This is a genomic window from Brevundimonas sp. PAMC22021, assembly GCF_019443405.1.
Taxonomy (GTDB): Bacteria; Pseudomonadota; Alphaproteobacteria; order Caulobacterales; family Caulobacteraceae; genus Brevundimonas.
Map to the genome: position 1 here is coordinate 2,034,953 of NZ_CP080376.1, position 19,022 is coordinate 2,053,974.

Sequence of the window (19,022 nt, forward strand, 5' to 3'; positions counted from 1 at the left end):
GGCCGGGTGGGGGCGGCTAGGCGCCCTTAGACAATCTCTTCGGCCTCAGACCTAGCGATTCTGCCGGGCCGCCCCCACCCGGTCGCTGGCGCGACCACCCTCCCCGTTGGGGGGGGAGAACGATGCGACTGATGCCGATCAGACCTCAGCCGCGGGCAGTTCGAGCACCGTCTTCAGCCCGCCGAGGTCGCTGTCGGCGAGCGTCAGTCGGCCGCCGTAGGCGCGGGTCAGGTCATCCACAATCGACAGGCCAAGGCCCGATCCCGGCGCGTCCTCGTCCAGCCGGGCGCCGCGCTTCATCACCTCGTCGCGGCGGTCGGCGGGCAGGCCCGGGCCATCGTCCTCGATCACGGCGATCATCTGGCCCAGGCCATTGGGCCCGGCCGAGACGCGCACGCGCCGCCGGGACCATTTGGCGGCGTTCTCGATCAGGTTGCCGAGGATTTCCTGAAGGTCCTGGCGCTCGCCCAGGAACGCCAGGTCGTCAGGCGCGCGCCAGTCGATCTCCACACCCTTGTCGGCAAACACCCGCTCCAGCATCACGGCCAACTCGTCGACCACTTCGCCCACCGGCGTGCTCTCGCCCAGACCGTGGGCGGCGCGGGCGGCGGCACGGGCGCGGCGAAGATGGTGATCGACCTGGCCCTGCATCACCTGGGTCTGGCGCCGCACGATCTCGGGCAGGGCGCCGTCCTGCGTTCCGGCCTCCGCCAGCATGACCGACAGGGGCGTCTTCAGCGCATGCGCCAGGTTGCCGACGTGAGTGCGCTGGCGCTCCACCACTTCCTGGTTGTGGTCCAGCAGCCGGTTGACCTGTTCGGCCAGCGGCTGGATCTCGACAGGATAGTCGCGCTCGATCCGCGCGGCCTTGCCCTTGCGAACGGCGGCGATCTCGTTCCTGAGTTCATAGAGCGGGCGCAGACCCACCTGAACCTGGATAAAGACCGCCGTCACCAGGCCAAAGCCCAGCAGCAGCAGCGATATCCAGGTGATGGTGGCGAACTGGCGCGTATCCGCGTCGATGTTTGAGCGATCGATGGCGGCCAGAAAGACCACCGGCTGCTCGCGTCCCGGCAGGCGCTTCATGCTGGCGGCGACGCGCAGCGGCTCGTCGGCGGGACCAAAGGCGTTGTAGCTGATGGTCTGGCCGAACGCCTCCTCCAGCCGGCGCGGCAGGTCGCGCGGCACCACCAGGTCGGCGTCGTACAGCGACTGCGATCGTGTCAGGGTGCGAAGCCCGTTCTCGCCCGTCGGCTCGGCCACCACCCAGTATTTGCCGGAGAAGACGCGCAGCGTTCGCGCATCCAGGATCTGGGGCGTGACCACCGTGTCCTGCGGCGTCACGGCCGAGCGCACCACCAGTTCGTCGATGGAGGCGCTGAGCACATTGCCCAGCCGGCGCAGGGCGGATTCCTGAAACTGGTTGGTCAGCACCAGACCGGTGATGATCAGGGCCAGCACGATCCAGCCGGAAGCCAGCCAGATCAGGCGCCGCGTCAGCGACCGGCCCGGCCGCCCAATCCATCGGCTCCAGCCGTTCGCCCCCGCCATGTCCGCCCTTTACGCCGCCTCGGCCTCGCCCGCCAGCGGCGTCAGGCGATAGCCCAGGCCGCGCACCGTCTCGATGCGGTCCGAGCCGATCTTCTTGCGCAGCCGGCCGACGAACACCTCGATGGTGTTCGAGTCGCGGTCGAAGTCCTGATCATACAGGTGCTCCACCAGCTCGGTGCGGCTGATGACCCGTCCCTGATGCATCATCATGTAGTGCAGCAGCCGGTATTCCAGCGACGTCAGGCGCAGCGGCTCGCCGTTGACGCTGGCGCGCGCCGCGCGGGGATCGAGACGCAAGCCCCCGCACGACAGCGTCGCCGCCGCATGACCCGCAGAGCGGCGCAGCAGGGCGCGCAGCCTCGCCAGCAACTCTTCGGTGTGGAAAGGCTTGGTCAGGTAATCGTCGGCTCCGGCGTCGAAGCCCGACACCTTGTCCGACCAGGCCGCGCGGGCGGTCAGGATCAGCACGGGCGTGGTCTTGCCCTCGCGCCGCCACCGCTCCAGCACCGAGACGCCGTCGATCTTGGGCAGGCCGAGGTCGAGCACCACCACGTCATAGGGCTCGGTGTCGCCCAGGAACCAGGCCTCCTCGCCGTCCGGGGCGTGATCAACGGCATAGCCTGCGTCCGTCAGCGCGGTCTTCAACTGGCGCGACAGGTCGGCGTCGTCTTCTACGAGCAGGATGCGCATAGCTTAGCGTTCTCCAAGGATGCGGCCGCTGCGGCCGTCCACGGTGATGTCGGCCACGCGGCCGCCCGGATATTCCCATCGCACCACGACCACGTCGCCGCGCGGGCTCACGCCCAGCATGCGGCCCTGGCGGCCCAAGGCCACGCGGCGCACCACATCCCCCAGATCGACGCGCTGGGGCGACGCCTCGGTCTGACGTTCGCGGCGGTCGTCGTCGCGGGGTCGCCGCGACTGATCGTCCACGGGCGAGGCCGCCACGGCGGTCGACATGGAGGCGGCGAGAACAAGGGGAACAACAAATCGGAACATGGCCGTGGAAATAGCGGAGCCCCTCTGAACAGCCGCTGAACGAGACCGGCAGAATTCAAACGCTTAGGTTGAGATGATCGGCCCCGGCGCCTGGCGGCTACGATGAACGCCGGATGACGCGGACCGTTCAGATGCGGCTCAGCCGACATGCGTCAGGTTCACAGCCATCGCAGCCGCTTCCGACTGCGTCGCATCGCAAAGGAACGATCTGATGATCAAGAAGACGCTCATCCCCGCCCTGGCCCCCGTCCTGGCTCTTGTCGCCGCCTCCGTGGCGCTGCCCGCCGCCGCCGCTCAGCCCCAGCAGGGTCACGGCCGCCCGCCTGTCTATGCCGACGCCGGCGGCTGGAACAGCATCAACGCTCGCCAGGCGAATCTGGACCGGCGCATCGACCAGGGCGTGCGCAACGGCGCGCTGAGCCGGCGCGAGGCCACCCGGCTGCGCGGCGAGTTCGGCTCGCTGGTGAGGCTGGAGGCCAACTATCGCCGTGGCGGCCTGAGCCGCTGGGAGCGTGACGACCTGAACCGTCGCTTCGACCGTCTCGCCGCCCAGGTCCGCAGCGAGCGCCGAGACGGCGACAATCGTCGCGGCTGATCCCTTTCACCTGTTGAAACAGGGGCGCGGCTCGAAAGGGCCGCGCCCTTTGGCGTGCATCGAAGCCGTCGGCTGCGTGATGATCGACCCTGGCTCGGAACCGGGCGACGAGATGCGCGTATCAGGGGCCCATCTGAAGAGAATATCCGCGCGATGATCCCCCAGACTCTGACCGCTGCCCCCGCCACGGACTCCGTGAGCGATCCAGAGGCCTTTCACCGGCGCATGTCGCGCTGGAACAACCGTCGCCTGGCGCCCGCGACGCCGCATGCCGGCTGGCAGGACGCCGCGCGCGAGGACGCCGAGATGATCCTTCTGGAAGGCGCCTTCGTCGAGCGGATGCGCCAGGACGCGCAACCTTGGCTGAAGGACCTGCCCACCGACGTCGACGGCTTTGTCGCCTGGTTCGAGAACCTGCTGGGCAAGGGTCCCGGCGAGAGCGACCCGCTGTTCCCCTGGCTGGCCGAGGAGGCCAGCTACGAGGAGATGCGCTGGTTCCTGCTGCAGGAAGTGGCGGGCGAGGCCGGGTTCGAGGATCTGGTGGCCTATGCCCAGGTCAAGATGCCGACCCGGCCCAAGCTCGAACTCGCGCGCAACTACTGGGACGAGATGGGGCGCGGCAACGAGGGCGGCATGCACGGCCCGATGCTGCAGAAGCTGGCCGACAAGCTGGACCTGCATCCGATCATCGAGGGCACGGTTTGGCCGTCGCTGGCGCTGGGCAACACCCTGGTCGCCTTCTCGACCACGCGCCGCTACGCCTATCACGCTCTGGGCGCGCTGGGCGCGGTCGAGCTGACGGCCCCGTGGCGGGCGGATCATGTGGCGCGCGGCCTGAAGCGCGTCGGCGTCGGGGCCGAGCGGAAATATTTCGCCCTGCACGCCACGCTGGATGTCGAACATTCGCGCACCTGGAACGAGGAGGTGCTGCGTCCGCTGGCGGCCGACCGTCCCGAATGCATCCCCAGCCTGGCCGAAGGCGCGGTGATGCGGCTGATGGCCGGCGCGCGCTGTTTCGAAGCCTACCGCGCCCACCTGTGGGCCGAGCCGCTGCGCCAGAGCGCCTGAACCCTCGGAAGAACCGGCCTGCGTCGCGGCGACGAGCCGAGTGGCGACCCCGGGAGGACTCCAACCTCCGACCTCGGCTTTAGGAAAGCCTTGCTCTATGCAGCTGAGCTACGGGGCCACGCGGCGACGGAGTAGCGGGTCGGGGGCGTTCGGGAAAGAGGCGGCGGGGGAAAAGCCGTCGGCGCGGTCGTCTTGTGGTTCAGCGGAGTTAACCTACGACATGTGGCGGTGAACAGGGGCGGAACGGGGCTGTGTGGCCGATTCGGTCCCGATTCGTTTCCCTGTCGTTCCGCCTTGGCGGCCGTCGCGTTAACTTTCGGCGATGTGGGCGGAGACGGCGTGCAGGCCCGCGAGCAGCTGGGCGCTGGCTTCGCTGACGCGGCAGCCCTCGGCCAGGATCAGGGTCAGGGCGCGGGCGTGAACGCCGACGGCCGGCCAGGACCAGGCGCCGCGCTCGCTCATGCGGTCGGCGATGTCGCACAGGCTGTAGGCGGCCTCATAGAACGGGCCGGTGTCGATAAAGCCGGCGATGTCCAGAAGCGCGGTGCCCAGGGCGTAGACCTGCGGCTCCGTCCCCGGTGCGCCCGCCGCGCACAGGGCGTCCAGCCGCTGCACGGTGGCGGACAGGGTGCGCAGCGCCTGGTCGCGCTGGGCGGACAGGGCCGTGTTGGCCATGCGCTCGGCCTCGCCCACCGTGCGGCCGCCCTCGGCGGAGGCCATCTGACGCGACAGGCTGGAGCGCACGCGCACCATCTTGGGCGGGCGGGACAGGCTCACAGGGCCACCCGCGTGGGCTTCATCAGCATGTCGATGTCCGACTGATCCATGTTGGCCTCCACCGCCTCGCCCAATTCGCCGCTCAGATCCCCGGCGCGGCGGCCGTCCATGCCGGCGGGGGGGCCGGCGTTGCGGACCCGGCGATCGGGGCCGCAGTAGGTGTCGCAATCCACGAATTCGCGCTCGTCACGCCCCAGCCACAGGATGCGCTGAAGCAGCACGGCGGGCGTCAGGGGCTTGGCGACCACGAAGCTGGCGCCGCAGTCGCGGCTCTTGTGCACGCGCGACTGGGCGGCGTGGCCCGTCAGCATGATGACCGGCGTATAGCGCATCGGCTCTGGCGTCTCGCGCCGCAGCCAGGTGATGAAGTCATAGCCGTCCATGTCCGGCATGACGCAATCGACCAGGATCAGATCGACGGGCCGGCGGCGCAGGATCTGCGCGCCCTCGGAAGCCGAGCCGCACTTGATCTGCTCCTTGACGCCGAAGCCGTGGAAGATCGAGCTGAGCATGTCCAGCGCCTGCTGATTGTCGTCGATCAGCAGGACGCTGGAGTGGCTGAGATTGATGCGGTCGGAAGACGCGGGCCGGGACATGGCCGGTCTCAGTCGAACAGCTGCAGGTCGCCGGCTGCGGCGCCTTGATCAGCTTGGCGGCTCAGGGCCGGGCGCAGGCGCTGGGCCATGTCGGCCAGCGGGATGGCTGCGACCGCCGCCTCAGGCGCCTCGCCGGCCGCGACCGCGCGAGCAAGTCCGGACAGGGCCTGAAGACGCTGGGTGATCTCGTCCAGGCGCTGGGCGTCCGACATGACCTCGAGGCGCTCGGCCGGCGGGACGCGGCGCACCAGGTCGCTGAGCAGATGGGAAATGGCGTCCACGCCGGCGCGCAGATCCTCAAGCTCGTCGGCAACGGCACACAGCAGGGCGGGATCGGCGGCGGGCATCAGAACAGCTCCAGCGCGCCGGCGTCGACCGGCGGCGGCGGGGGAGCGGAGCGCGGGGCGGCGGCGTCGGACACCGTGCGCTGCAGGGCCCGCCCCGAGACGGGCCAATAGTGCAGGCGCCGTCCGCCCTCGCCGCGCAGGCTGCCGCCGACCACGGGGATGCCCTCGTCGCGCAGGAAACGCTCGGCGAAATCAGCGTTGGCGCGTCCGACATCGCGCAGGGAATCGAACATGCGGCCGCCGCCGAACAGCTTGGCCTCCAGCCGATCGCGCCGGCCGCCGCGCTTCAATACGTCGTTAATCAACAGCTCCATGGCGTAGGCTCCGTATCGGCGCCCGGCGTCGGTGCCCGCCCCCTCTCCTTCCGGCAGCAGGAAGTGGTTCATGCCGCCGATCCCCGCAGCCGGATCGCGCAGGCACATGGCCACGCATGAGCCGAGAATGGTGCTGAGCATCACATGCGGGTCGTCGGTGACGTAGTGCTCGCCCTGGCCGACGTGGACGCGGCGCTCCAGCGGGTCGGCGACGGCGATCATGTCAGGGGTCCGAAGACGGCTTCCAGCTTGTCCTTCAGCTGCTGCACGGTGAACGGCTTGACCAGGTAGTTGTTGACGCCGAACTGCACCGCGCGCTGCACCAGCTCGCGATCAGCGCGGCCGGTCAGCATGATGAAGGCCGTCTTGGACGTCGGCGGATGGGCGCGAATGGCGCGCAACAGGCCCAGGCCGTCCAGGTTCGGCATGTTGAAGTCGGAGATCACCAGGTGCGCGGGCTTGGTGATGATCTCGCGCAGCGCCAGCTCGCCGTCGGCGGCTTCGCGGATGTCGCGCATGCCGATCTGCTGCAGGCTGGTGCGGACCAGCGAGCGCATGGTCAGCTGGTCGTCGACGACCAAAACGCTGATGGCGGAGGCGACGGGCATCTACGCGGTCCTTGAGACGGGGCTCTGCGCGGCGGCGGCGCAGGCGTCGAGAATGGCGGAGGTCAGGCGGTGCAGCGGAAGTTGGCGCTCGACGGCGCCGATCTCGTGCGCCGCGCGCGGCATGCCGTAGACAACCGAGGTGTGCTCGTCCTGGCCCAGGGTGCGGGCGCCGGCCTGGCGCATCGCCAGCAGCCCTTGCGCGCCGTCCTTGCCCATGCCGGTCAGGATCACGCCCGTCATCGGCCGCTTCAGGGCGGCGACGGAGCGAAACAGGACGTCGACGGACGGGCGATGGCCGTTGACCGCTTCAGTGCGCGACAGGCGGCAGCGCGGCTGGGAACCGGGCGAGACCTCCAGGTGCGCCTCGCCGCCCGGGGCGATGTAGATGTGGCCGGGCATCACGGGCGCGCCGTCCTCGGCCTCGGTCACGGTCGGGGCGCAGGCCTTGTCCAGACGCGCGGCGAAGCTCTTGGTGAAGGTCGCCGGCATGTGCTGCGTCACCACCGTCGCCGGGCAGTTGGCGGGAAAGCCGCTCAGCACCGTCAGCAGGGCCTCCACGCCGCCGGTCGAGGCGCCGATGGCCAGGACGCCGCGCGGATCGGGCTGGTAGTTGGAAGGCGCAGCGGCGGTTGCGTGCTCGCCGCGCGGCCGCACGCGCGAGCGCGCCGCCGCCTTCACCTTGGCCGCCAGTTCGCCGAACGCCTCGGACGTGGCCGAGGCGGGTTTGGCCACCGCATCCACCGCTCCGATCTCCAGCGCAGCCAGCGTCACGTCCGTGCCGGCCGCCGTCAGGGTCGAGACCATCACCACCGGCATCGGCCGCAGGCGCATGATCTTTTCCAGGAACTCCAGCCCGTTCATGTTGGGCATCTCGACATCCAGGGTGATGACGTCGGGGTTCAGCGCCTTGATCGCGGCGCGCGCCTCGATCGGATCGGCGGCCGTGCCGACCACCTCGATCTCGGGATCGCGCTTCAGGGCGGCCGAGATCAGGCCGCGCATGGTCAGGCTGTCGTCGACGACGACGACGCGAACCGGCGCGCTCACAGCGACCCCGCCGTCTTGTAGGCGGTCAGGCCGCAGGTCTGCAGCTGCGTCGAGGCTGGTCCCGATACGCGCTCGGAATGGCCGATGTAGAGGGTGGCGCCCGGCGTCATCAGCGGCGTGAAACGGCTCCACACCCGCTCCTGCGTGGCGTCGTCGAAATAGATCACGACGTTGCGGCAGAAGATCACGTCGAACTTGCCGCGCATCGGCCAGTCGCCGATGAGGTTCAGCTCGCGGAACGACACCAGGCGTCGAAGCTGATCGCCCGCGCTCCAGGCGCCGCGTTCGTCGGCCCGGTCGAAATATTTGCGCCACAGGGTGGCGGGCGCCGGCTCCAGCAGGTCTTCGGAATAGACGCCGGCGTGGCCCTGGGCGACCATGTTGGGGTCGATGTCGGTGGCCAGGATGCGCACGTCCAGGTCCGCCGCTTCCGGCAGGACCGACAGCATGGTCAGCGCCATCGAATAGGGTTCCTGCCCGTTGGAGCAGGCGGCCGACCACAGGCGCACCCTCCCGCCGGCCCTGGCGCGCGCGGCCAGCGCCGGCATGACCCGGTCGCGCAGATCGTCGAAATGGTGCGGCTCGCGATAGAAGCGGGTGACGTTGGTGGTCAGGGCCGCCGTCATCGCCTGGCGCTCGTCCACGCCGTCCGCACCTTCCACCAGGGCGCAGTATTCGCGGAAGCTGCGCAGACCCAGCACGCGCAGCCGCTTGGCCAGGCGCGAATAGACCAGCGCCGCCTTACCCTCGCTCAGCGCGATGCCGGAGTGGGCGTGCAGCATGGAGGCGATATGGCGGAAGTCCTCGGCGGTGAAGACGAACTCGCCTTCGACCAGAGGCGCGCGCCCGGCGGCCGTGGTCATGCGGCTTCGGCCTCGCGCTCGGGCAGGATGCGGTCCAGCTCGATCAGGCTGATCATGCGGCCATCGAGGGCGAAGATGCCCTTGACGAAGGTCTTGACCTGATCGGACGCGACATCCGGCGTCGCCTGCACGTCGCCTTCGGTCATCTGGATGATGTCGGACACGGCATCCACCAGAAGGCCCACGGTGCGCCCGCCGATGTGGGCGACCATGATGACGTGGCGGGCGGTCGGCTCGGACGTCTCCAGGCCGAAGCGGGCGCCCAGGTCGATGATCGGCAGCACGGTGCCGCGCAGGTTGATCACGCCCTTCATATAGCCGGGCGAGCGGGGCAGCGGCGTCGCAGGCGTCCAGCCCCGGATTTCGCGAACCGACATGATGTCGACGCAGAACTCCTGGCGGCCGATGCGGAAGGCGATCAGTTCGCGTTGTGAAGCGGCGGTTTCGGTCATGGGATCAGCTCGCGAGCTTAAGGTCTTGGCGGGTCGAGCCCTTGCGGCGCTTGGCGGCCACCAGGGCGTCGATGTCGAGGATCAGGGCGACGCGGCCGTCGCCCAGGATGGTGGCGGCGGCGACGCCGTCCACCGGCTGGTAGTTGGTTTCCAGGCTCTTGATGACCACCTGGCGCTGGCCCTGGATGGCGTCGACCAGCAGCGCGGCGGGCTGGCCGGATTCAGTCTCCACGATCATGGCGATCCCTTCGGAGGGGACCATCGGCTGGTCGCGGAATCCCATGGCCATGGCCACGTCCACCAGCGGCACGAAACGCTCGCGGAAACGGATCACCGGATCGACGCCGCCGACGTAGTGGATGTCCTGCTCTCGCGGCGTCAGGCTTTCGACAATGGCCGACAGCGGCGCGATCAGCGTCTGTTCGGCGGCGCCCAGCACCATGCCGTCCAGCACCGCCAGCGTCAGCGGAAGGCTGAGGGTGAAGGTCGAGCCCTTGCCGGGGATCGAGGCGATGGAGATGCGCCCGCCCAGCGCCTGGATCGAACGCTTGACCACGTCCATGCCGACGCCGCGACCCGAGATGTCCGACACCACCGCCGCCGTCGAGAAGCCGGGCAGGAAGATCAGGTTGTCGACCTCTTCGTCCGACAGCTGGGCGTCTTCGGGGATCAGGCCCTTGTCTACGGCGATCTTGCGCACGCGCTCGCGGTTGATGCCCTTGCCGTCGTCGGCGATCTCGATGACGATCCGCCCCGAGCGGTGGAGGGCCGCCAGACGCACCGTCCCCTCGGCCGGCTTGCCGGCGGCGACGCGCTCTTCCGGGCTTTCCAGCCCGTGGTCGATGGCGTTGCGCAGCATGTGGGTGATGGGCTCGGCCAGGCGCTCGACCACGGTCTTGTCGACCTCGGTGTCCTCGCCGGCGGTGACCAGACGCACCTGCTTGCCCGTCATGTCGGCGACTTCGCGGACCAGGCGCGGCATGCGCTGGAACACCGACTTCACCGGCTGGGCGCGGATGGCCATGACGCTGTCCTGGATCTCGCGCGTCAGGAGCTCGAGATCCTCCATGCCGAGCGCGATGTTGGACGAGCGGGCAAGCCCGCTTTCGGCCACGCGCTGGGCCAGCATGGCCTGCTGGATGACCAGTTCGCCGACCACGTTGATCAATCGGTCCACCCGGTCCAGGTCAACGCGGATCGTGACGGGCGCGGGCGCGGTCGGCGCTGCGGGCTGGGGCGCGGGCGCGGTCGGCGGAACGACCTGCACCGGAGCCACCGGCGCGACTGGCGCAACAGGGGTCATGGGGGCCATGGGGGCGATCGGCGTCGGCGTGATGGGCGTGGGAGCGATGGGCGGGACCGGTTCGGCCTGCGTCTGCACCCTGGCCAGCAGAGCGGCGATGTCGAGGTCGGGCGCGGAGGCCTGGGCGAGGACGGCGGCGTCGCTGCTGCTGTCGTCCAGCGCCGGCGAAGCTCCGGCTTCGGCTCCGCCGCCGAGCGGAACGATGCTGAGGTCGCAGTCGGCCTCCACGAAGTCGAACACTTCGCGCACATCGGCCTCGTCCACAGCCGCGCCAAGCTCGATGGTCCAGGTCAGATAGCCCTCTTCGGGCGCCAGCACGTCCAGGGCCGGCAGATCGGACTCGTCCAGCGACACGACGACCGGACCCAGCCGGCCGAGCTCACGCAGCAGGATCGCCGTTTCATTGGCGCTGCCGTACATTCGGCCATGCGGCTTGAAGACGATGCGCCAGCCGGCGGCCTCCGGTTCGTCGATCGAAGGCAGATCCAGCGGCGGCAGGTCCAGCGACGGCAGATCGCCGGTCGGAGCGGGATCAAAGGCGCCGAGATCGAACGCCATCGGCGTGAAGCCGAAGTCGTCCTCTTCCTCTTCCACCACGACGGGCGCCGCGCCGCCGTGGGTCAGGGTTTCCAGCTCGACGACCAGGGCGGCCGAACGCGCGGGATCGACCGGCGGCTTCAGGCCCTGTGCAGCCTGCACATGGTCGGCCAGCACGTCGGAGGCGCGCAGCAGGGTCTTCACCGTCACCGCGTCGCAAGGCTTGCGGCCCGCCCGCAGCTCGTCCAGCAGCGTCTCGAAGACATGGGCGAAACGGACCAGGTCCTCCAGCCCGAACGCCCCCGCCCCGCCCTTGACCGAGTGGACGGCGCGAAAGACGGCGTTGATCGTCTCGCTGTCGGTCTGACCAGACTCAAGCACCAGCAGCTTGCTTTCCAGGTCCGCGAGCAGTTCGTCGCATTCCTGGAAGAAGGTCGCCTTGATGGCTTCGAATGCGTCCATGGCGGGAGGGTCCGGCCTTCCTGTTCGGGTGTTTAGGCGGCCACGCGGCGGACGGCGTCCACCAGCTTGACGGGATCAAAGGGCTTGACGATCCAGCCGGTGGCCCCGGCGGCGCGAGCGCGCTGCTTCTTCTCGGCGTCGCTTTCGGTGGTCAGCACCAGCACGGGTGTGGTCCGGTGGTCCGGGTTGGCGCGCATGCCCTCGATGAAGCCGAAGCCGTCCATGCGGGGCATGTTGATGTCGGTGATGACGACGTCGGCGCCCTTGGCCGCCAACGTCTCCAGCCCGTCCACGCCGTCAACGGCCTGGATCACGGTGTAGCCAGCCCCTTCAAGCGCCATCAGCAGCATGTCGCGCATGGTGCGGGAATCGTCGATGGTCAAAACGGTCTTGGTCACGCGAGGGCTCCCCCGGTCGGTGAAAGGGGGGAGGCGCCGAACGCCTCCCACTGGGTCGCGAAGGCGTCGGAGGCGGCCTGAACGGTGAACGGCTGTCCGTCCGCCGCCCAGGTCTTGCGCGCCGACAACAACACCTGAAGGCTCAGGCCGCCGAGGCGATCGACGCCGGAGGCGTCCAGCGCCACAGCCTTGCCGCGACGGCTCAGAAGCTCCGCCTTGAGCGGTTCGGCCGCACGCAGGTCCAGCACGGGACCGAGGGTCAGGACCGCCGTCATCAGAACTCCTCCCACCCGTCCTCGACCGCCTGGGACGCGATCTGGGATTGCGGCTTCAGGGCGGTGACGCCGCGGTTGATGGTCTTCATCGCCCGCGCCATGTGGCCTTCAGGCCTGGACGCGGCCGGACGAACCGGGGCGGCCGAGGCGCGCATTGGTGCGGCCGCAGCATGGGTCTGGCCGATGCGGAAGCGGGCGACCGAGGCCTGCAGCGCGTCGGCTTCCTGGGCGAGCGAGTGGCTGGCGGCGGTGGACTGTTCGACCATGGCGGCGTTCTGCTGGGTCACCTGGTCCATCTGGTTGACGGCGGTGTTGACCTGCTGGAGGCCCGTCGCCTGCTCGCTGGCCGAGGCGGCGATCTCGGACACCAGGCTGTCGATCTCGGCCACGCGATCCACGATGCGCTGCAGCGACTGACCGGTCTGACCGACCAGCTTGACGCCCTGGTCGACCTGGCCAGTCGAGGCCGAGATCAGGGTCTTGATCTCCTTGGCCGCTTCCGCCGAACGCTGGGCCAGGGCCCGAACCTCGGAGGCGACGACCGCAAAGCCGCGCCCGGCGTCGCCGGCCCGAGCGGCCTCCACCCCGGCGTTCAACGCCAGCAGGTTGGTCTGGAAGGCGATCTCGTCGATCACGCCGATGATCTGGCTGATCTGGGCCGAGGAGCTCTCGATCGCGGTCATGGCGGCGACGGCGTCGCGCACCACATTGCCGCTGGTCTCCGCGTCGCCGCGTGCGGCCTGGACGACGTTGGAGGCCTGCTTGGCGCCCGAGGCCGTCTTGTTCACCGTGGCGGTGATCTGGTCCAGGGCGGCGGCGGTTTCCTCGAGGCTGGCGGCCTGCTGCTCGGTGCGGCGCGACAGGTCGTCGGAGGCCTGGCTGATCTCGCCGGCGCCCGAGCGGATGCCCGCCACGTTCTGCACCACCACGGCGACCGCCTGCTGCAGCTGGGCGATGGCCGAGTTGAAGTCGGCCTTCAGCTGTTCGGCGCGGGGCGCGACCTCCACCGTCATGCGGTGCGTCAGGTCGCCCTCGGCCATGGCCGACAGGCCGGAGGCCAGGGCGCCCAGGGCGACGCGGTCCTCCTCGGCGATCCGGGCCTTTTCGGCCTCGTTGGCGGCCCGCTCCTGCTCGGACAGCGAACGCTGCGACAGAGCCTCGGCCTCGACGCGCTTCTTTTCGATGGCGGCGTCGCGGAAGGCCAGCACGGCCTGTCCCATCAGGCCGAACTCGTCCTTGCGCAGGGCGCAGGGCACTTCGATGGCGGTGTCGCCGCTCATCAGCTTGCGCATGTGGCCGATCATGCCGAGCACCGGACGCACGATGGCGCGGGTCAGAGCCAAGCCGGCCAGCAGCGCGATCAGGCAGGCGATGCCAAGGCCGACGGCCAAGCCCAGAAGGGCGGAATGGGTTGCATCGTCCTGGGCCTTGCGGACGTTGGCCAGTTCGGTCTCGGTCTTGCTCTTGATGGCGTCGACCGCCTCCTCGACAGGCGTGATATACTGATCAGCGACCCCGTCGGGAGCCACCATGCCCTGCGCCTCCGGTCGGCGGGCCGGATCGCGGGACAGGTTCACCGCGACCGTGCGGACGTTCTCATACCATTCGTCCGCGGCCTTCTCGGCGGCGTCGACATCCGCGACGCGGCCGTCGCGTGCGCCCGCGCGAACCTCCTCGAGCGCCTTCTTGAACTCAGCGCGATGACCGTCGAGCCGCTGCAGATAATAGGGATTGTTGGACAACAGGAAGCCCCTCAGCGCGTTCTCCTGTTTGGCCAGCCGGAACTCCGCAACGGCGGTTGATCGATTGATCGCGTGCTCGGCGACCCGCTCCTCCCCGGCCTTGTTCAGCGACAGCAGGTTGAAGGCGACCGACGCGCCCATCACGGCGATGGCGCTCAGCACCACCGCAAAGGCGACAAACAACTTCCGCCCCACGGGCAGGTTGGCCAAGATATTCACGTGCAAGCTTCCCCTTACGCTGCCTTCTGCAGGCGCTACATGTTGACGCTGGCTTCAGCGGCTGGCGATCTGTCGGACATCGCGCGGGCGCATCGAGCCGGCGACGCTCCGGCAGGGTCCCCATCCCCACCTCTGAAGCTCCCGATCCAGATGCCGTTAAGCCTTCATATTCTTCATGAAGACGCTGATACGTAGAAATACCTAGCGAAGGGTTTCCACCGGCGGATCGCGTCGCGCGGCCCCCTCTTGCGGTCCCCCTGGATCGGGAACAGAGTGGTTCAGCCGACATTGTTCGGTGGAAAGAACGCGCACGTGTCCCTGCCGGCGGATCCCTCGAGCGATCGACGCCCCATCGTCCCGGCCGATGCGGAGGGGCGCCCGCCCTCACATTCGGTCTTCATCGTCGATGGCGACACGGCGGCGCGACTGGAACTGGTCGGGCTGTTGCGAGCCCGTGGCGTGCGGGCGCGAGGGTTCGCCACGGCCGGAGACTTCCTGCACAACACGCCCGACGACGCGGCGGCCTGTGTGCTGACGGAGGCGATCCTGCCCGATCTCGGGGGCGCCGAGTTGATCCAGCGGGTGATCGACCGGCACGACCATGCCTGGCCTGTGATCATCGTGACCGGACGGGCGACGGTCGGCGACGCCGTCGCCCTGATCAAGGCGGGCGCGGTGGATGTGATCGAGCGTCCGTTCACGCCCGAACGCATACTTCGGGCGGTGGCCGACTGCCTCGGTTCGCTGGCGGCCCGCGACGCCGGGCGGAACCGCAGGCGCATGGCCGAGCAGCGCCTGGCCGCGCTGACCCCGCGCGAGCGTCAGGTGTTCGACGGTCTGATCGACGGCCGTTCCAGCAAGGAGATCGCCCTACGCCTCGACATCAGTCCACGGACGGTGGAGGTGTTTCGCGCGCGCGTGATGGAGAAGATGCAGGCCCCGCACCTGCCCAGCCTGGTGCGGACCGCCGTGCTGCTGGGCCTGCCCGGATCGGACGGCGACAAAGACACTTGAGGAACCCGGCCGCCATCGCCACCTTGCCAGCATCATGAGCGATCGCTCGACAGGCCTGGCCCCGTCCCGCGTCACCGCGGTCCTGGGGCCCACCAATACCGGCAAGACCCACCTGGCGGTCGAGCGGATGCTGGGTCACGCCTCCGGCATGATCGGCCTGCCGCTGCGCCTGCTGGCCCGCGAAATCTACGAGCGGATCGTCAAGCAGAGGGGCGCGGGCGCCGTCGCCCTGGTCACCGGCGAAGAGAAGATCGTCCCGGCGCGCCCGCACTATTTCGTCTGCACGGTCGAGGCCATGCCGATGGAACGCTCGGTCGAGTTCCTGGCCGTCGACGAAATCCAGCTGGTCGCCGACCCGGAGCGCGGCCACGTCTTCACCCAGCGGCTTCTGCATGCGCGCGGGCGGATGGAGACCATGTTCCTGGGTGCGGGAACCACCGAGCCGCTGATCCGCCGCCTGATCCCAGAGGTGGAGATCGTCACGCGGGATCGGCTGTCGACCCTGTCCTATGCGGGATCCAAGAAGCTGACGCGCCTGCCGCCGCGCTCGGCCATCGTCGCCTTCTCGACCGACCGGGTCTACGCCATCGCGGAACTGATCCGCCGTCAGAGGGGCGGCGCGGCGGTGGTCATGGGCAGCCTGTCTCCGCGCACGCGCAACGCCCAGGTAGCGCTGTATCAGTCGGGCGAGGTCGACTTCCTGGTGGCGACGGACGCCATCGGCATGGGCCTGAACATGGACGTGGACCATGTGGCGTTCGCGGGTCTTCGCAAGTTCGATGGACGGCGGACGCGCTGGCTGCACGCCCATGAAATCGGCCAGATCGCCGGCCGCGCCGGCCGGCACCTGCGCAACGGCACCTTCGGGGTCACGGCGGAAGCCGAAGAGCTGGACGACGACCTGGTCGAACAGGTGGTCGAGCATCGCTTCGATGCCGTCGAGGCCGCGGAGTGGAGGAACGCCCGGCTGGACTTCGACACCCTGCCCGACCTCCTGCGCTCGCTGGTGGTGACGCCGCAGCGTTCGGGTCTTCAGCTGACGGCGGAGGCGCTGGACGAGACCTTGCTGCGCCGCCTGATCAAGGACGAGGCGGTGGCGCGCGTCGGCCGCTCGCGCGGCGCCATCATGCGGCTGTGGGAGGCGTGCCAGCTGCCCGACTTCCAGAAGACCACGCTGGACGAGCATGCGCGCCTGGCCAAGGACGTGTTTCAGGCCCTGACCGGCAAGCGCGGACGGCTGACCGAGGACTGGATCGCACCCCGCTTCGCCGACGTCGATCGCGACGATGGTCAGATCGACCAGCTGTCGGCGCGGCTGTCGGGCGTGCGCACCCTGTCCTACATCGCCAACCGGCCCGACTGGCTGCACGACGCCGCGCACTGGCGCGAGCGGACCCGCGCGCTGGAGGACCGACTGTCCGACGTGCTGCACGAGCGGCTGACCGCACGCTTCGTCGATCGGCGCACCACAGCCCTGATGCGGGCGCTGAACGTGCGCGAGGATACGCTGGCGGGCGTGGCCGAGGACGGCGAGGTCACGGTCGAGGGTCAGGTGGTGGGCCAGCTTCAGGGCGTGCGCTTCTCGGCCGAGAAGGGCGCCTCGGCGCTGGAGGATCGCGCCCTGCGCCAAGCCGCGATCCGCGCGGTCGGCCCCGAGGTCGCGCGCCGGCTGGGCCGGCTGGCCAGCGAGCCGGACGAGGCCTTTTCGGTCGCGCCGGACGGCGACGTCCTGTGGCGCGGCGTGCTGACAGCCAAGGTGCTGGCGGCGCCGGACGGCGCCGACCCCTTTTCGCCCCAGGTGCGGCTGCTGGGCGAGCTTGGGCCCGCGCCGGCGCGCGAGCGGGCGAAGCGCCGCATCGAGGCCTGGCTGGCGGCCGAGGCCGGGCGGGCGCTCCGTGACCTGCGTCGTCTGCGTCAGGCGGTGGAGACCGGAACGCTGAGGGGCCTGCCGCGAGGCATCGCCTTTCGCCTGATCGAGGCCGGCGGCCTGATCGACCGGCGCGAGGTCGAGCGCGATCTGGCGGCGCTGAGCCAGGTCAAGCGGCGCACGCTGAAGGCCTTCGCCATTCGCGTCGGCGTCCATTCCGTCTGGCTGCCGGGTCTGATGAAGCCCCGCGCGCGGCATTTCGCCCAGGCCTTTATCGGCGCGCCTCTGATCGCGGCGACGCCTGGCCTCCTGTCGGCTCCGCCGGAAGCGCCCTCGCCGCGCGCCCTGTCGGCGCATGGCCTGCGGCTCGCCGGGCGCTGGCTCGCGCCGGTGGAAGCCTTGGAGCGGATGGCCGAGCTGCGCACCGCTGGCAAGGGCCGCCTGTCCGACGAGGCGCTGGCCGAACTCGGCTGGACCGGCGACCAGGCCAAGGTCGTCATCGCCGCGCTGAAGACCGAGCGCGCCCGCATGCCGGACAAGCCGGGACAGGCGCCGCGCCCGGTCAAGGATTCGCCCTTCGCGGCGCTGGCGATCCTGAACGCGCCCCCGCCCGGCGCCCCCGCAAGACCCAAGCGACGTCGCCCGAGACGCAAAGCTGCGCCCGTCCCAACCTCGGCCTCCGGAGGAACATGAGCCTGAGCCACGAACCCGGCCGCCTGGCCGACCGCGAGGACGCCTGCCGGATCGACGTCTGGCTGTGGCGCGCACGGTTCTGCAAGACGCGCGGAATCGCCGCCGGCCTGGTCGAGCGCGGCGCGGTGCGCCTGACCCACCACGGCCGCGAGGTGCGCCTGGACAAGCCCAGCCGCTGCGTCCATCCCGGCGACGCCCTGACCTTCGTGCAGAACGGCCGCGTCACCTCGCTCCAGGTCGAGGCCCTGGGCGAACGGCGCGGACCCGCCGAAGAGGCCCGCGCGCTCTATTCCCTGCTTGGATAGGGGCTCAAGCAGCGCGACGCGCGGTAGCCCCAGGCATCAGGGGCTCAAGCAGCGGGACGCGCGGTAGCCCAGGCATCAGGGGCTCAAGCCGCGGGACGCGCGGTAGCCCAGGCATCAGGGGCTCAAGCCGCGGGACGCGCGGTAGCCCCAGGCATCATGGGCTCAAGCAGCGCGACGCGCGGTAGCCCCAATCATCAAGACTTGAGGACGAACTCGCCCTCGAGGTGCAGTTCGACCTCGTCGGAGACGGCCGGCAGGGCGTAGTTGATGCCGAACTCGGAGCGCTTGATGGTGGCTTCGCCGTCGAAGCCGGCCTTGTAGGCGCCGCCCATGGCCGGGCCGGCCTGATGGAACTCGACCTCCATGGTCACCGGCCTGGTGACGCCGCGCAGGGTCAGGTCGCCGACCACCGTGGCTTCGGTCGGATCGTCGTTGTCGATGGTGATCAAACGCGAAACAAAGGTCGCGGTCGGATGGTTGGCGGTGTCGAAGAAGTCCGGCGTCTGCAAGTGGGCCTTCAGCTGGTCGTCATTGGGGGCGACGTCGGTCAGCGGAACCGTCGCGGTCAGGCGCGAGGCCGAGGGGTTGGCCGGATCCAGCACCAGCTCGGCCTTCACGTTCACGAACTGGCCGACATAGGTGGAGAAGCCCAGGTGCTTCACCGACCAGGTGATCTTGCCGTGGCTGGATTCCAGTTCGTAGGTCCCGGCGCGGACCTCGGCCGGAACCTGGGTCAGCTGGCCTTGCGCCACGACGGCGCCGCCGGCGATCAGGCTGAGCGCGAGCGCGCTTGCGGCGGCGCGGCGGAGCAGGGGAGAGGTCATGAGGCGTCCTTCCGAGGATAGGGCCGCCCATCGCGGCCGATCTGCAATACGCTTAGTTACGAATGACCGACGCGACCGTCAAGGCGGCGCTTGGCTGCGATAGTGCTCCGGTTGACACGGGGTTGCGAGGGCTCCATGTCGCAGGCCTTCCCCTCACCCACTCAGA

21 protein-coding genes and 1 tRNA gene are annotated in these 19,022 nt (G+C 69.7%); 5 read left to right on the plus strand and 17 right to left on the minus strand.

Annotation, left to right across the window (positions count from 1 at the left end; translation table 11 throughout):
* Positions 1-138 precede the first annotated feature (138 nt).
* From KY493_RS10000 to KY493_RS10010, 3 genes are read right to left on the minus strand one after another with little or no spacing between them, the layout of a single operon-like run.
* Positions 139-1,551 carry a sensor histidine kinase gene (locus KY493_RS10000; RefSeq protein ID WP_219896204.1) on the minus strand — a complete coding sequence of 471 codons (1,413 nt, stop codon included), beginning with the start codon at positions 1,549-1,551 and terminating at the stop codon, positions 139-141.
* A gap of 9 nt (positions 1,552-1,560) precedes the next feature.
* On the minus strand, positions 1,561-2,241 hold the full coding sequence (locus tag KY493_RS10005; RefSeq protein ID WP_219896205.1) for a response regulator transcription factor: 681 nt from the start codon (positions 2,239-2,241) through the stop codon (positions 1,561-1,563).
* Between the two features lie 3 nt (positions 2,242-2,244).
* Positions 2,245-2,511, minus strand: coding sequence for a hypothetical protein (locus tag KY493_RS10010; RefSeq protein WP_219896206.1), 267 nt, complete (start codon positions 2,509-2,511; stop codon positions 2,245-2,247).
* Between the two features lie 253 nt (positions 2,512-2,764).
* Between KY493_RS10010 and KY493_RS10015 the strand changes: the two genes are divergently transcribed.
* Positions 2,765-3,145 (plus strand): hypothetical protein, encoded by a 381-nt coding sequence (locus tag KY493_RS10015; RefSeq protein ID WP_219898489.1) that lies wholly within the window; start codon positions 2,765-2,767, stop codon positions 3,143-3,145.
* 195 nt (positions 3,146-3,340) lie between these two features.
* Positions 3,341-4,213, plus strand: a complete 873-nt coding sequence (locus tag KY493_RS10020) for an iron-containing redox enzyme family protein (protein WP_255567859.1) — start codon at positions 3,341-3,343, stop codon at positions 4,211-4,213.
* Between the two features lie 41 nt (positions 4,214-4,254).
* Here KY493_RS10020 and KY493_RS10025 read toward each other — a convergent pair.
* The 13 genes from KY493_RS10025 to KY493_RS10085 all read right to left on the minus strand — a co-directional run bounded on the left by KY493_RS10025 (position 4,255) and on the right by KY493_RS10085 (position 14,075).
* Positions 4,255-4,331 (minus strand) — tRNA-Arg (locus KY493_RS10025).
* Between the two features lie 191 nt (positions 4,332-4,522).
* The gene (locus KY493_RS10030; RefSeq protein ID WP_219896208.1) at positions 4,523-4,990 is read right to left on the minus strand and encodes a hypothetical protein; all 468 of its coding nucleotides are present in this window, start codon (positions 4,988-4,990) and stop codon (positions 4,523-4,525) included.
* A complete protein-coding gene (locus tag KY493_RS10035) occupies positions 4,987-5,586 on the minus strand; it encodes a response regulator (RefSeq protein ID WP_219896209.1) in 600 nt (199 codons plus the stop codon). Before KY493_RS10035 ends, KY493_RS10030 begins: the two co-directional genes overlap by 4 nt.
* Before the next feature lie 8 nt (positions 5,587-5,594).
* A complete protein-coding gene (locus tag KY493_RS10040; protein ID WP_219896210.1) occupies positions 5,595-5,933 on the minus strand; it encodes a hypothetical protein in 339 nt (112 codons plus the stop codon).
* Positions 5,933-6,469, minus strand: a complete 537-nt coding sequence (locus KY493_RS10045) for a chemotaxis protein CheD (protein ID WP_219896211.1) — start codon at positions 6,467-6,469, stop codon at positions 5,933-5,935. Before KY493_RS10045 ends, KY493_RS10040 begins: the two co-directional genes overlap by 1 nt.
* A complete protein-coding gene (locus KY493_RS10050) occupies positions 6,466-6,855 on the minus strand; it encodes a response regulator (RefSeq protein ID WP_219896212.1) in 390 nt (129 codons plus the stop codon). Before KY493_RS10050 ends, KY493_RS10045 begins: the two co-directional genes overlap by 4 nt.
* The gene (locus KY493_RS10055) at positions 6,856-7,902 is read right to left on the minus strand and encodes a chemotaxis response regulator protein-glutamate methylesterase (RefSeq protein WP_219896213.1); all 1,047 of its coding nucleotides are present in this window, start codon (positions 7,900-7,902) and stop codon (positions 6,856-6,858) included.
* Positions 7,899-8,765 carry a protein-glutamate O-methyltransferase CheR gene (locus KY493_RS10060; protein ID WP_219896214.1) on the minus strand — a complete coding sequence of 289 codons (867 nt, stop codon included), beginning with the start codon at positions 8,763-8,765 and terminating at the stop codon, positions 7,899-7,901. The genes KY493_RS10055 and KY493_RS10060 overlap by 4 nt, the downstream gene beginning before the upstream one ends.
* A complete protein-coding gene (locus KY493_RS10065; RefSeq protein ID WP_219896215.1) occupies positions 8,762-9,217 on the minus strand; it encodes a chemotaxis protein CheW in 456 nt (151 codons plus the stop codon). Before KY493_RS10065 ends, KY493_RS10060 begins: the two co-directional genes overlap by 4 nt.
* Before the next feature lie 4 nt (positions 9,218-9,221).
* A complete protein-coding gene (locus KY493_RS10070; RefSeq protein ID WP_219896216.1) occupies positions 9,222-11,519 on the minus strand; it encodes a chemotaxis protein CheA in 2,298 nt (765 codons plus the stop codon).
* A gap of 32 nt (positions 11,520-11,551) precedes the next feature.
* A complete protein-coding gene (locus tag KY493_RS10075; RefSeq protein WP_219896217.1) occupies positions 11,552-11,917 on the minus strand; it encodes a response regulator in 366 nt (121 codons plus the stop codon).
* Positions 11,914-12,192, minus strand: coding sequence for an STAS domain-containing protein (locus KY493_RS10080; RefSeq protein WP_219896218.1), 279 nt, complete (start codon positions 12,190-12,192; stop codon positions 11,914-11,916). Before KY493_RS10080 ends, KY493_RS10075 begins: the two co-directional genes overlap by 4 nt.
* Complete coding sequence (locus KY493_RS10085) at positions 12,192-14,075, minus strand: methyl-accepting chemotaxis protein (protein ID WP_219898491.1); 1,884 nt, start codon at positions 14,073-14,075, stop codon at positions 12,192-12,194. Before KY493_RS10085 ends, KY493_RS10080 begins: the two co-directional genes overlap by 1 nt.
* 390 nt (positions 14,076-14,465) lie before the next feature.
* Between KY493_RS10085 and KY493_RS10090 the strand changes: the two genes are divergently transcribed.
* The 3 genes from KY493_RS10090 to KY493_RS10100 are packed head-to-tail and all read left to right on the plus strand — an operon-like array spanning position 14,466 to position 18,032.
* On the plus strand, positions 14,466-15,167 hold the full coding sequence (locus KY493_RS10090) for a response regulator transcription factor (RefSeq protein WP_255567860.1): 702 nt from the start codon (positions 14,466-14,468) through the stop codon (positions 15,165-15,167).
* Between the two features lie 34 nt (positions 15,168-15,201).
* A complete protein-coding gene (locus tag KY493_RS10095; protein ID WP_219896219.1) occupies positions 15,202-17,727 on the plus strand; it encodes a helicase-related protein in 2,526 nt (841 codons plus the stop codon).
* Positions 17,724-18,032 (plus strand): RNA-binding S4 domain-containing protein, encoded by a 309-nt coding sequence (locus tag KY493_RS10100; RefSeq protein ID WP_219896220.1) that lies wholly within the window; start codon positions 17,724-17,726, stop codon positions 18,030-18,032. The genes KY493_RS10095 and KY493_RS10100 overlap by 4 nt, the downstream gene beginning before the upstream one ends.
* A 194-nt stretch (positions 18,033-18,226) precedes the next feature.
* Here the strand turns inward: KY493_RS10100 and KY493_RS10105 are convergent, their stop codons facing one another.
* Complete coding sequence (locus KY493_RS10105) at positions 18,227-18,856, minus strand: YceI family protein (RefSeq protein WP_219896221.1); 630 nt, start codon at positions 18,854-18,856, stop codon at positions 18,227-18,229.
* Positions 18,857-19,022 lie beyond the last annotated feature (166 nt).